13 protein-coding genes are annotated in these 12683 nt (G+C 61.9%); 8 read left to right on the top strand and 5 right to left on the bottom strand.

What is annotated here, in order from left to right; all coding sequences use genetic code 11:
• Positions 1-47 precede the first annotated feature (47 nt).
• The 6 genes from WNY80_RS05100 (at position 48) to WNY80_RS05075 (ending at position 7073) form a co-directional block, all read left to right on the top strand.
• Positions 48-944, top strand: a complete 897-nt coding sequence (locus WNY80_RS05100; RefSeq protein ID WP_342886238.1) for a LysR family transcriptional regulator — start codon at positions 48-50, stop codon at positions 942-944.
• 94 nt (positions 945-1038) lie between these two features.
• Positions 1039-1518, top strand: coding sequence for a formate dehydrogenase subunit gamma (locus WNY80_RS05095; protein ID WP_342886237.1), 480 nt, complete (start codon positions 1039-1041; stop codon positions 1516-1518).
• The gene (locus WNY80_RS05090) at positions 1515-3086 is read left to right on the top strand and encodes an NADH-quinone oxidoreductase subunit NuoF (RefSeq protein ID WP_342886236.1); all 1572 of its coding nucleotides are present in this window, start codon (positions 1515-1517) and stop codon (positions 3084-3086) included. Before WNY80_RS05095 ends, WNY80_RS05090 begins: the two co-directional genes overlap by 4 nt.
• Positions 3087-3091: 5 nt before the next feature.
• The gene (gene fdhF, locus WNY80_RS05085; RefSeq protein WP_342886235.1) at positions 3092-5977 is read left to right on the top strand and encodes a formate dehydrogenase subunit alpha; all 2886 of its coding nucleotides are present in this window, start codon (positions 3092-3094) and stop codon (positions 5975-5977) included.
• A gap of 33 nt (positions 5978-6010) precedes the next feature.
• Positions 6011-6856 (top strand): formate dehydrogenase accessory sulfurtransferase FdhD, encoded by an 846-nt coding sequence (gene fdhD, locus WNY80_RS05080; RefSeq protein ID WP_342886234.1) that lies wholly within the window; start codon positions 6011-6013, stop codon positions 6854-6856.
• On the top strand, positions 6846-7073 hold the full coding sequence (locus tag WNY80_RS05075; RefSeq protein ID WP_342886233.1) for a formate dehydrogenase subunit delta: 228 nt from the start codon (positions 6846-6848) through the stop codon (positions 7071-7073). Before fdhD ends, WNY80_RS05075 begins: the two co-directional genes overlap by 11 nt.
• Positions 7074-7139: 66 nt before the next feature.
• On the opposite strand, the gene tmpT is transcribed toward WNY80_RS05075, so the two are convergent.
• The 4 genes from tmpT to WNY80_RS05055 all read right to left on the bottom strand — a co-directional run bounded on the left by tmpT (position 7140) and on the right by WNY80_RS05055 (position 9372).
• A complete protein-coding gene (gene tmpT, locus WNY80_RS05070) occupies positions 7140-7775 on the bottom strand; it encodes a thiopurine S-methyltransferase (RefSeq protein ID WP_342886232.1) in 636 nt (211 codons plus the stop codon).
• 11 nt (positions 7776-7786) lie between these two features.
• Complete coding sequence (locus tag WNY80_RS05065) at positions 7787-8503, bottom strand: LrgB family protein (protein WP_342886231.1); 717 nt, start codon at positions 8501-8503, stop codon at positions 7787-7789.
• On the bottom strand, positions 8496-8864 hold the full coding sequence (locus tag WNY80_RS05060) for a CidA/LrgA family protein (RefSeq protein ID WP_342886230.1): 369 nt from the start codon (positions 8862-8864) through the stop codon (positions 8496-8498). Before WNY80_RS05060 ends, WNY80_RS05065 begins: the two co-directional genes overlap by 8 nt.
• 70 nt (positions 8865-8934) lie before the next feature.
• Positions 8935-9372 carry a YqaA family protein gene (locus WNY80_RS05055; protein WP_342886229.1) on the bottom strand — a complete coding sequence of 146 codons (438 nt, stop codon included), beginning with the start codon at positions 9370-9372 and terminating at the stop codon, positions 8935-8937.
• Between the two features lie 225 nt (positions 9373-9597).
• Here WNY80_RS05055 and WNY80_RS05050 point away from each other — a divergent pair, with 225 nt between their 5' ends.
• On the top strand, positions 9598-10038 hold the full coding sequence (locus WNY80_RS05050) for a MarR family transcriptional regulator (RefSeq protein ID WP_342886228.1): 441 nt from the start codon (positions 9598-9600) through the stop codon (positions 10036-10038).
• Between the two features lie 123 nt (positions 10039-10161).
• Complete coding sequence (locus tag WNY80_RS05045) at positions 10162-11070, top strand: DMT family transporter (RefSeq protein ID WP_342886227.1); 909 nt, start codon at positions 10162-10164, stop codon at positions 11068-11070.
• Between the two features lie 44 nt (positions 11071-11114).
• Here the strand turns inward: WNY80_RS05045 and WNY80_RS05040 are convergent, their stop codons facing one another.
• Entirely contained in the window at positions 11115-12599 is a 1485-nt protein-coding gene (locus WNY80_RS05040; protein ID WP_342886226.1) for a carboxypeptidase M32, read from the bottom strand.
• Between the last annotated feature and the right edge of the window lie 84 nt (positions 12600-12683).

Here is a 12683-nt window from a genome sequence, read left to right as displayed (position 1 = left end):
TTTGCGCTTCTTGCGCCAGGCATGGTCGCCATGCGACTTTGTGCGCCATGATCGACAAGCTCGAGTTTTTCATAGTGCTGGCGCGGGAACGCCATTTTGGCCGTGCCGCGCAGGAGTGCGGCGTCACCCAGCCGACCCTGTCGGCTTCGCTCAAGCAGCTTGAAGAACAGTTGGGCGTAACCCTCGTCCTGCGCGGCTCCCGCTTTCAGGGGCTGACGCCGGAAGGTCAGCGCGTGCTGGAATGGGCCCGGCGGATTGTCGGCGACACCCGTACCATGCGCGAGGAAATGAAGGCCGCTCGCAAGGGCTTGTCCGGGCATGCCCGGATCGCCGTCATCCCCACGGCAACCTACATGGTCACCGACCTGACCATGGCCTTTACCGAAAAACACCCGGCTGTCACGTTGTCTGTGACCTCCTGCACCAGTTACCAGGTGCTCTCGCGGCTGGAAAACTTCGAGATCGATGTCGGAATAAGCTATCTCGAAAACGAGCCCACGGGGCGTGTCGCCACGGTGCCGCTCTATGCCGAGCGCTACCAGCTGATCACCTCCGAAGGCCAGGCGTTTGCCGACCGCGACAAGGTGACGTGGAAGGAAGTTGCAACATTGCCGCTGTGCCTTCTGACGCCGGACATGCAGAACCGCCGGATCATCAACCAGCATTTGACCGAGGCCGGCGCGACCGCCAAGCCGACGCTTGAATCCAACTCGATGATCGTGCTGTTTTCCCATATCCGCACCGGCAAATGGGCCTCGATCATGCCCGTCAACCTGGCCGATACGCTCGGCTTTGGCGACGACATCAAGTCAATTCCCATTGTCGAGCCGGATGCGCACCACGTGGTTGGAATGATCGCCGCACCGCGGGAGCCGCACACGCCGATCGTTTCGGCGCTGCTGCATGAGGCGAGGGTTTTCGCCCACACCCTGTTGCAACGATAGAAGTTTTCTATCGCACAACGAATATGCTGACTTGATTCAAGGGGTTGTTGGCAGCTTATTGCAAACTTTGTTACGCCGTCGGGAGGGGTTTGTAATGCATTCACGTATGCTGGACGCGGACATCGCTTCGCGAACCGAAGCCATCGTCGGACGGCTCAAGCCACTCGAAGGTCCGCTTCTGCCAATCCTCCATGAAGTTCAGACAGAATTTGGCTATGTTCCGCAGGCCGCACTCCCGGTGATTGCCAGCGGGCTCAACCTGTCACGCGCCGAGGTTCATGGTGTTGTCAGTTTCTACCATGATTACCGCGAGGCGCCTGCGGGCCGCCACGTGATCAAGCTGTGCCGGGCCGAGGCCTGCCAGTCGATGGGTGGCGATCAGCTGGCGGAGCGCCTGCTCTCGCTGCTCGGTCTCGACTGGCATGAAACCAGCGCCAACGGTTCCGTAACCGTTGAGCCCGTCTACTGTCTCGGGCTTTGCGCCTGTGCGCCGGCAGCGATGGTTGATGGCGACGTGATCGGCAGGCTCGATGACGAGATGGTCGGCGAGCTGGCAAAGGCGGTGCAGGCATGAGCGTGAAGATTTACATTCCAGGAGATTCCGGCGCAATCGCCGTCGGTGCCGACAAAGTCGCCGCGCGCATGGCCCAAACACTCAAGGCCCGCGGCCTCGACGCCCGGATCATTCGCAACGGCTCGCGTGGACTGTACTGGCTTGAGCCGATGGTCGAGGTCGAGACCGACAGGGGCAGGGTCGCCTATGGTCCGGTCAAGACATCGGATTTGGACGGCCTTCTCGATGCGGGTTTGCTTGAAGGCGGGAATCATCCGTTGAGCCTTGGTCTCACCGAAGAGATCCTCTATCTCAAGCGTCAGACACGGCTTACCTTTGCCCGCTGCGGCATCACCGATCCGCTTTCGCTTGAGGATTACCGTGAGCATGGCGGTTTGACCGGCTTGACCAACGCCATCGCCATGGCGCCGGAGGCCATTGTCGCGCAAGTCACCGAGTCAGGTCTGCGCGGACGCGGAGGCGCAGGATTTCCCACCGGCATCAAGTGGAAGACCGTGCTGGAAGCGCAAGGCGCGCAGAAATACATTATCTGCAACGCCGACGAAGGCGATTCAGGCACTTTTGCCGACCGCATGATCATGGAAGGCGATCCCTTCGTACTGATCGAGGGCATGGCTATTGCCGGCATCGCCACCGGCGCGACCAGGGGCTATATCTACCTTCGTTCCGAATACCCCCATGCGGTCGACATGATGAACCGGGCCGTGAAAGTGGCCAGGGAAAACAAGATCCTCGGCACCTCTGTTCTCGGTTCATCCCACGCCTTTGATATGGAAGTCCGCGTTGGTGCAGGCGCCTATGTCTGCGGCGAGGAAACGGCGCTGCTTGAAAGCCTTGAAGGCCGCCGCGGCGTTGTCCGCGCCAAGCCGCCACTGCCGGCCCACAAGGGCTTCCTTGGCCAGCCGACAGTGGTCAACAACATGGTGTCTCTCGCCTCGGTGCCGATCATCATGGAAAAGGGCGCCGAATATTATCGCGATTTCGGCATGGGCCGCTCGCGCGGAACGATCCCGATCCAGATCGCCGGGAACGTGAAGTATGGCGGGTTGTTCGAAGCAGCCTTCGGCATGACACTGGGTGAACTGGTTGAGGATATTGGCGGGGGAACCGCCACCGGCCGCCCGGTCAGGGCAGTACAGGTCGGCGGACCTCTGGGCGCCTATTTCCCGCGTGAGCTTTTCGACACGCCGTTTGACTATGAAGCATTCGCCGCAAAGGACGGGCTGATCGGCCATGCCGGCATCGTGGTGTTTGACGACAGCGTCGACATGCTCAAACAGGCCCGGTTTGCCTTTGAATTCTGCGCCATCGAGAGCTGTGGCAAGTGTACGCCCTGCCGCATCGGCTCGACCCGCGGAGTCGAGGTCGTCGACAGGATCCGCGATGGCATAGAGCCCGAAAGCCAGATCACGCTGATGACAGATTTGTGCAATACGATGAAATTCGGCTCGCTCTGCGCTTTGGGCGGCTTCACGCCGTATCCGGTGATGAGTGCGCTGACGCATTTCCCGGAGGATTTCCGTCCGGGGCCCCGGATGGCAAGTCCCATGAACCAGGCTGCGGAGTGAGTGAAATGGCACTGATCCAGGAAATTGACTACGGCACCCCGGCTTCCGAGGCTGAAAAGACCGTTCGCCTCGTCATCGACGGCAACACCATTGAAGTGCCCGAAGGCACCTCGGTGATGCGCGCCTCGATGGAAGCCGGCATCCAGGTGCCCAAGCTCTGCGCCACCGACATGGTCGACGCCTTTGGCTCCTGCCGCCTCTGCCTGGTCGAGATTGAAGGCCGCAACGGCACGCCGGCATCCTGCACCACGCCGGTGAGCGAAGGCATGGTGGTCCACACCCAGACCGGACGGCTCAAGGACATCCGCCGTGGCGTGATGGAACTCTATATCTCCGACCATCCGCTCGACTGCCTGACCTGTGCGGCCAATGGCGATTGCGAACTCCAGGACATGGCCGGCGCCGTTGGCCTGCGCGATGTGCGCTACGGCTATGAGGGCGAAAACCACGTCAAGGCGCGGCAGAACGGCGAGGCCAATCCGCGCTACATGCCAAAGGACGAAAGCAACCCGTATTTCACCTATGACCCTGCCAAGTGCATCGTCTGCTCGCGCTGCGTCCGGGCCTGCGAGGAAGTGCAGGGCACCTTCGCGCTGACCATCGAGGGCAGGGGCTTTGAAAGCCGCGTCTCGCCCGGCATGCACGAGAGCTTCATGAATTCCGAATGCGTCTCCTGCGGCGCCTGCGTACAGGCCTGCCCGACGGCGACATTGCAGGAAAAATCCGTCATCGAAATCGGCCAGCCGGAACATTCGGTGGTCACGACTTGCGCCTATTGCGGCGTCGGCTGCTCGTTCAAGGCCGAGATGCGCGGCGAGGAAGTTGTCCGCATGGTGCCGTGGAAAGACGGCAAGGCCAATCGCGGCCATTCCTGCGTCAAGGGCCGCTTCGCCTGGGGCTACACCACCCACCAGGACCGGATACTCAATCCGATGGTGCGCGAGAAAATCACCGATCCATGGCGCGAAGTCAGCTGGGAAGAAGCCTTCGCCCATGTCGCCAAGGAATTCCGCCGTCTGCAGTTCCAGCACGGCCGCGGTGCCATCGGCGGCATCACTTCGTCGCGTTGCACCAATGAGGAAACCTTCCTGGTGCAGAAGCTGGTCCGTGCCGGTTTTGGCAACAACAATGTCGACACCTGTGCCCGCGTCTGCCATTCGCCGACCGGCTACGGCCTCGGCAAGGCTTTCGGCACTTCCGCCGGCACCCAGGATTTCGATTCTGTCGAACACACCGACGTCGTCATCCTGATCGGCGCCAACCCGACCGATGGCCATCCGGTGTTCGCCTCAAGGCTCAAGAAGCGCCTCAGGGCCGGGGCAAAGTTGATCGTCATCGATCCGCGCCGCATCGACCTGGTGCGCTCGGCCCATGTCGAGGCCAGTCACCATCTGCCTTTGAAGCCCGGCACCAATGTCGCGGTGCTGACCGCACTCGCGCATGTAATCGTCACCGAGGGCCTGTTTGACGAGGCATTCATTCGCGAACGCTGCGACTGGTCTGAATTCGAGGACTGGGCAAGCTTCGTTGCCGAACCCGAAAATTCCCCCGAGGCCACCGAGGCCTACACCGGTGTGCCGGCGGAAGAACTGCGCGGCGCAGCCCGGCTCTATGCCCGCGGCGGCAATGGCGCGATCTATTACGGCCTTGGCGTTACCGAACACAGCCAGGGCTCGACAACGGTGATGGCGATTGCCAACCTTGCCATGGCCACCGGCAATATCGGCCGCCCCGGCGTTGGCGTGAACCCGCTCAGGGGCCAGAACAATGTCCAGGGCGCCTGTGACATGGGCTCGTTCCCGCATGAACTGCCCGGCTATCGGCATATCTCCGGCGATGAAGTCCGCGACGTCTTTGAAAAGCTCTGGGGTGTCGAGCTGGACCCCGAACCCGGTCTGAGGATCAACAACATGCTCGATGCCGCCGTTCACGGCACTTTCCGCGGCATCTACATCCAGGGCGAGGACATCCTGCAGTCCGATCCCGATACCAAGCATGTCAAGGCGGGTCTCGAGGCGATGGAGTGCGTTGTGGTCCACGACCTGTTCCTCAACGAGACCGCCAACTTTGCCCATGTCTTCCTTCCCGGCTCGACCTTTCTGGAAAAGGACGGCACCTTCACCAACGCCGAGCGCCGCATCAACCGCGTGCGCAAGGTGATGTCACCCAAGAACGGTCTGGCCGACTGGGAAGTCACGCTGAAGCTGGCGCAGGCAATGGGGCTTGACTGGGATTACAATCATCCGTCTGAAATCATGGATGAAATCGCCGCCACGACGCCGAGTTTCGCCAATGTGACCTATCAGCTTCTGGAAGAAAAAGGCTCGGTGCAGTGGCCCTGCAATGACGCCAATCCGGAAGGCACGCCGGTGATGCATCTGGATGGTTTTGTCCGCGGCAAGGGCAAGTTCATCCGAACCGAATATGTGGCAACAGACGAGCGCTCAGGCCCGCGCTTCCCGCTGCTGTTGACCACCGGCCGGATTCTCAGCCAGTACAATGTCGGCGCCCAGACCCGCCGCACGGAGAACGTCGCCTGGCATGCCGAAGACCGGCTCGAGATCCACCCGCATGACGCCGAACAGCGCGGTGTGCACCAGGATGACTGGGTCAAGCTGTCGAGCCGCTCGGGCGAGACGGCGCTGCGCGCCACGATCACCGAACGCGTCGCGCCCGGCGTGGTCTACACCACCTTCCACCATCCCGGCACCCAGGCCAACGTGATCACCACCGACTACACCGACTGGGCGACAAGCTGTCCGGAATACAAGGTGACGGCAGTTCAGGTGACGCCCTCTAACGGGCCGACCGACTGGCAGCAGGAATATGAGGCGCATGCCGAAAAATCGCGCCGGATCATCAGCGTCGATACGCTTGAGCCGGCCGAATAGGCGCTGACACCGGCTAAGGGGAGAAGAGCGGATATGGCGAAAGTCAATTCCAGCACGGCAATAGCCCCCCGTATCGCGGTCAGGGCAGGGGTGGTAACCCCGGGGTCCCGGGCGTTGCCCGAGGAAGTTCCGGTTGCGCTGTCCTTTGGCGGAACCACCCAGGCGGTGATGATGGCAACGCCCGCCGATCTGCATGATTTCGGCGTTGGCTTTGCCCTGTCCGAGGCCCTTGTCCGGACGCCTGACGATATTGTTTCGCTCGATATTGTCGAGGCGGATCAGGGGTTTGATGTGCAGATGCGGCTTGCCGACGGCCTCCAGGCAGCCCTGTCCGACCGCCGCCGCAAGATGGCCGGACCGGTCGGCTGTGGCCTGTGCGGCATTGAATCCATCGAAGAGGCACTCAGAACCTTGCCGGACCGCAAGGCGGTGGAGCTGGCGTTCAATGCCGAAGATGTCCGCGAAGCCGTCAGGTCTCTGTCGATCCACCAGAAGCTCAGGGCCGAAACCGGGGCGGTGCATGCGGCTGGATTTTTTCACCCGGACCGCGGCATGCTCTGCGTGCGCGAGGATGTCGGCCGCCACAACGCGCTCGACAAGCTGATCGGCGCCATCGCCCGCTCGGGGTCAACTGCCGCGGACGGTGCGATCGTGATCACCAGCCGCGTCTCGGTCGACATGGTGCAGAAGGCGGTGATCGCCGGCACCGGGCTGCTGATCGCGGTATCTGCGCCGACAGCGCTTGCGGTCAGAACCGCCGAGGCCTCCGGCCTGACGCTGGTCGGCGTCGCCCGCGGTGCGGATTTCGAAATTTTCACCCGGCCCGACAGGATCAAGACTGGCCGGATCAAACAAGGAGTTGAGAGCGATGTCGCCTGACAAACTGTGCTACCAGGCCAACCAGATTGCCACTTTCTTCGCCTCGCAGCCCGAGAGTGAGCAGATCGAGGGCGTTGCCGATCACATCAACAAGTTCTGGGATCCGCGCATGCGGGCGCAATTGTTCGAGATCACCGACGAAAGCACCGAAGGATTCAAACCGATGGTGGTGGCAGCGTTGGAAAAGATCCGGCGGCCGGAGATGGCTGCCCGGTGAGAAGGGCAGAGCGCCAGTCATCTGAATGCTGTGAAGCCTCGCTTCGCACCCCAAACGATCGAAGGGTCAACGCGGCTTGAGCAACCAGACGCTTTCGGTCGCTGCGATCCCCTTCATGCCGCCCGCCGCTTCCTGGTTTGCAAGCTCGGTTATCTCGTAGGCGGCGTCATAGTGCCGGTGAACCTCGTCCTTGGTAATCGAGAACGGCGGACCGCTGATCAGGCTCTGGTCATACGCGAAACAGACCAGAAGTTGCGGTGCGGTTCCTGTCAGCGAGATAAGATGTGCAGTATAGGCGCTGCGCATCTTCTCGGGCAGGGCAACCAGCGCCGCGCGGTCAAAGATCGCATCGACAGGTCCGAGCATTTGCGGGGTGAGCGCATGGATGTCACCGACGAAAATGTCTATGTCTGTCGCGCTGTAGCGTTTGAGCTTGCCCAGGTCCGAAATCTCCGGTTCAACGCCAAGTTCTTCAAACAATTGCTCAATTGCCATCTCGCTGAGTTCTGCGCCCGCCACTATGCAGCCGCGGGACAGGATCCAGCCGATGTCGAGTGTCTTGCCGCAAAGCGGAACGAAGACACGTGATCCCTCCGTCAGACACAGGGCAGGGAAATGGGTTGTCAGCAGCGGATTGGGCGCCTGCGCGTGAAAGCCGATCCTGCCGCTTTCCCAGCGGTCATGCCAAAAATTGTGTTCCATTCCAGTTTCCCTCAGAAGAACAGCCGCCACAGGATCGGCAGCAGAATGGCCGTGGCCAGTGCATTGAGCCCCATGGCAAGGCCGGAAAACGCGCCTGCCAGTTCGTTGACCTGCAGCGCGCGCGCCGTTCCGATGCCGTGACTGGCGGTGCCGAGCGCCAGTCCACGGGCGCGCCAGTCCTTGACGCCGATCAACGTGAGCAGCAGAGGGCCGAGCACGGCACCCAGGATTCCGGTGAGGATCACCAGTACGGCCGTCAGCGACGGCAATCCGCCCAATTGCTCGGTGATGCCCATGGCAACAGGCGCTGTGACAGATTTCGGCGCCAGCGACATCAGTGTCTCGCGGCTTGCGCCCAGAAGCCAGCCAAGGCCAACCGCCGTGCCCATCGCCGTCAGAGAGCCGCAGAGCACGCTGGTGATCAGCGCCAGCGCCGAACTGCGGACCCGGTCAAACTGCCGGTAGAGCGGGATCGCCAGCGCCACGGTGGCCGGACCCAGCAGGAAATGCACGAACTGCGCGCCTTCGAAATAGGTCTCGTAAGTCGTACCGCTCAAGGTCAGCAGGCCGACAACGAGGATCACGGCCGTCAGCACCGGATTGAGAAGCGGCTTGTGGCCGGAGCGATCATAGAGCCAGGTTCCGGCCTGGAAGGCTGCCAGTGTCAGGGTGAGGAACAATAGCGGGCTGGCGCTCAGATAGACCCAGACTTCGGAGATGTCAGCCATGGGGTGTTTCCCCGTCCGCAGACTTGCCGGCGCGCGCGAGCCTGCTCATCACCAGGGCCGTTACCGCGATTGTCGCCAGTGTCGAGCCGATCAGCGCCACCGAAATCGGCAGCCAGTCCTGACCGAGCAGGCCAAAATGCGCCATCACCCCGACACCGGCCGGCACGAACAGCAGCGCCAGGTTCTTGAGCAAGGTATCCGCAACCGTGCCGACATCCCTGGGCACGGAGCCATGAATGGCCAGCAGCGCAAACAATATCACCATGCCCGCCACCGGTCCGGGCACCGGCAGGCCGAAGAACCGGGTGAACAGCTCGCCGATCAACTGGCAGGTCAGGATAAGCGTGAGGGCTGATAACATGGGCGAAACCTGAAAGGTGAGGGCACTTGAAGCGGATACTGCCAGATTCCCCGCATCCGCCCCAACCGTTTTATGTGAACGCGCCAACCCCGGCGACCAGCACGGCATAGCGCCCTGTCTTGCCGATCGAGACCAGGATCAAAAACCGCCACAACGGTTCGCGCATGATGCCTGCCACAAGTGTTAGCGGGTCGCCGATGATCGGCACCCAGGCAAGAAGCAGCGACCAGTAGCCAAAACGCTGATAACGCAGCTGCGCCCGCGCGAGTTGGCTCTTGCTGGCCGGAAACCATTTCCGGTCTCGAAACCGTTCGACGCCGCGCCCGATCAGCCAGTTGAGCACCGAGCCCAGAATGTTGCCGAGGCTGGCAACCGCAACAAGGGCTGCGACCGGTTGCTCGCCGAGAACGACTAGGCCGCCCAGTACGCTTTCCGATTGCGCCGGGATCAGCGTCGCTGCCAGCAGGGCGGCGAGAAACAGGCTGCCATAGGCGGCTAGATCGGTCATGCGGCTGCGGGCCTTTGCCAAGCGGTTTCGGAGGTCATCAACCTGCCTACAGAACACAGGGCATCACGCCTAGCTTGTTATCTCGATCCGTTTTTGCCTCCGACCAGGGGGATTCCAAATTGCTCTGCGTTATCAGATTGTTGGGCGGGTAGGGTGCGTTTCATATCAATTTGTTAGCTTGCTATGCATTATTGAATAGCTAGCTATATTGCTGTAAGAGGACGCATGATGTTCGACAAAGACCGCTCTGCCGGCGCCCTGACCAGCGAAATCACCCGCCTTTACGCGGCTGCCTTGCAGCGCGGGCTTGCACCTTTGAAACTCTCGCCTGCGCAATTCCTCGCGCTCAATGAATTGTGGAGCGATGACGGATTGACCCAGCGTGATCTGGCCCGGCGTCTGGCGGTTGAGCAGGCAACCATGGCCAATACCCTTGCCCGCATGGAACGCGACCGGCTGGTGGAGCGGAGGCCGCATCCCGATGACAGGCGTTCGCAGCAGGTCTGGCTGACGCAGGCTGCACGCGGGCTGCAGGCGCCGGCCATTGACGCTGCGGACAAGGCCAACGACCTTGTCGCGGCAGGACTGCCCGCAGCCGAACGCGAACTGTTCCTGAGCATGTTGGGCCGCATCCTGTCGAACTTGCGCAACGCCAGGCCGGAGTGAGGCTTGGTGGCCGTATCTGTCGCGGGATGAGAAAGGGGTTTCGCGGCCAAACCAAACGGAGTAGGCAGGAAATCGGCCGCATCGTCCGGCCACCTCACACCAGCCCGACGGGGATCAGTTTTCATGGACAATATGCGCGGCATCATGCTGATGGTTCTCGGCATGGCGGGGTTTGCCGGTGAAGACATGTTCATCAAGCTGGCCGCTTCCGGATTGCCAGTCGGTGAAATCCTGCTGGTACTCGGCTTTGTCGGAGCCTTGATCTTCGCGATCTATGCCCGGCTCAGCGGCACCAGCGTGTTTTCACGCGGCTTCTTTCATCCCGCGGTGGTGCTGCGCAATCTTTCGGAAATGATCGGCGGGCTGTGCTTCGTCACCGCACTGAGCCTGATCCCGCTGGCAACAGCCACCACCATCCTGCAGGCGACGCCGCTGCTGGTGACCATGGGAGCCGCACTGGTGCTCGGCGAGGCGGTCGGCTGGCGCCGCTGGACCGCGATTCTGGTCGGATTTTGTGGTGTCCTGCTGGTCATTCGCCCAGGCCTGGAAGGCTTCGAGCCGGAAGTGCTTTGGGCAGTCGCCGGGGTGGTTGGCCTCGGGATCCGTGATCTGGCCAGCCGCAAAGTGCCCAAGACCACTTCCTCGCTGCAATTGTCGGCCTGGGGCTTCTTCGCGGTCGGCATATCCGGTGTCGCGCTGATGGCCATCACCGGCGAGGCGGTGATGCCGAATGTAACCGAGGCGATGTATCTGGCTGGTGCGTTGTCGGTGGGCGTGCTGGCCTACTGGGCGCTGACCGAAGCCACCCGGATCGGCGAGATCTCCGTGGTGACGCCGTTCCGCTATTCGCGGCTGGTGTTTTCCACCATCGTCGGCATCCTGGTGTTTTCCGAATTCCCGGATTTCTACACGCTGGCCGGCGCCTGCATCATCATCGCCACCGGGCTTTACACCATCATGCGCGAGCGCAAGCGCCGCCGCCAGGAAGCAGCACTTGCAAAGGCCGTACTTGCCGACCAGACAATCGGCTGAACGGGCGACAAGGGGCAAGGCAACAAAACCTTGCCTCCATCGTTTCACTGCCCGTAGCGGGCTTCCAGATGGGCGATGAAATAGGATGGGTTGAGGTCTTCGCCGGTGGCCTGGCGCAGGATCTCGGGCGTTGAAGCCGTCGATGCCTTTGACCAGATGTTGTCGCGCCGCCAGGCATTGACCTGGTCGAAATCGCCCGACGCGATCTGCTCGTTGACGCGTGGATTGATCTTGAGGATCGCAGCCCATTGCTGTGCCGCCATCAGTGCGCCCAGCGTGTAGGACGGGAAATAACCGAACGATCCCGATGACCAGTGCACATCCTGCATTGGTCCGTTCTTCGGATCATCAAGCGTGGAGATGCCGAGCGAAGCCTGCATTTTCGCGTCCCAGGCTTCCGGCAGGTCCTTGACCTCGAGCCGGCCAGAAAGCAGATCCTGTTCGAGCTCATAGCGCAGGATCACATGCAGCGGGTAGGTGACCTCGTCGGCATCGACCCGGATCTTGCCGCGCTTGATCAGGTGCACATGCGGCAGCAGGTCTTCCATGGTCCAGCTCTCGTGCAGATGCGCATCGACCAGCGGCAGGGCAAAGCGCCAGAAAGCCGGGTTGCGGCCGATCTGTTTTTCGACAAACAGGCTCTGGCTTTCATGGATCGACATGCCGCGGGCCTTGCCCGATGGCCAGTGCGCCCAGTCCTTGGGCAGGTTCTGCTCGTAAAGCCCGTGCCCGGTCTCGTGCAGGATACCCATCAGGGCCGGCAGGAATTCATCAGTCCGGTAGCGTGTCGTCATCCGCACATCGCTGGGAACGCCGCCGCAGAACGGGTGGTCCGAGACCGAGAGGCTGCCGTGGTTCATGTCGAACCCGACCGCCTTCATCATCTCGATGCCGAGCGCCTTCTGCCGCTCGACCGGATAATCGCCGGAGAGAGGCTTGAGTGGCCGTTTTGCCAGCCGCTCTTCCTGGGCCGCAAGCGCCGTGGGCAGGAAGTCGACAAGAAACGCCTTGAGTTCGGCGAAAACCGGTGTGATCTGCGCGGTGCGGTTGCCCGGATCGAACTGTTCCATCAGCGCATCGTAAGGCGCCAGCCCGAGCACCTCGGCCCGCATCGCGGCTTCCTCGCGTAGCATCGAGACGATGCCTTCCAGCGCCGGCTGAAACGCCTGCCAGTCGCCCTTGGGGCGTGCCAAACGCCACAATTGCTCCGAGCGCATGCCGGTGCGCATCTTGCGTTCGACGAAATCCGACGGCAGGCAGGTCATGTTGATGAAGCTGCGTTCCAGTTCGCCAAGTGCAATTTTCTGTTCCGGTTCAAGCGGTTCAGCCTTTGCTGCCTCGATCCAGTCGCGCACCTGGCTGTCGGTGGCCTGGCGGTGATACATGCCCGACAGTGTTGCCATTGCTTCGGCGCGGCTCTCGCCGCCGCCGGGCGCCATGTTGGTCGCTTCATCAGTGCCGAGAATGGAGAGCGCGTGCTCCAGCGCGCCCAGAGCGCGGCAATGGGCATCGAGCTTGGCGTAGGACATGAGATCACTCCGGTGATTGGGGAACGTGCATGGGATAGGCCAAGCCCCACAAACCCGCAAGAGCAAAGCGGATCTGGGTCCATC

This window comes from Hoeflea sp. AS16, assembly GCF_038900095.1.
Classification (GTDB): domain Bacteria; phylum Pseudomonadota; class Alphaproteobacteria; order Rhizobiales; family Rhizobiaceae; genus Hoeflea.
Note: the sequence above shows the minus strand (reverse complement) of the source record. Positions and strands in the feature narration are given on the sequence as shown.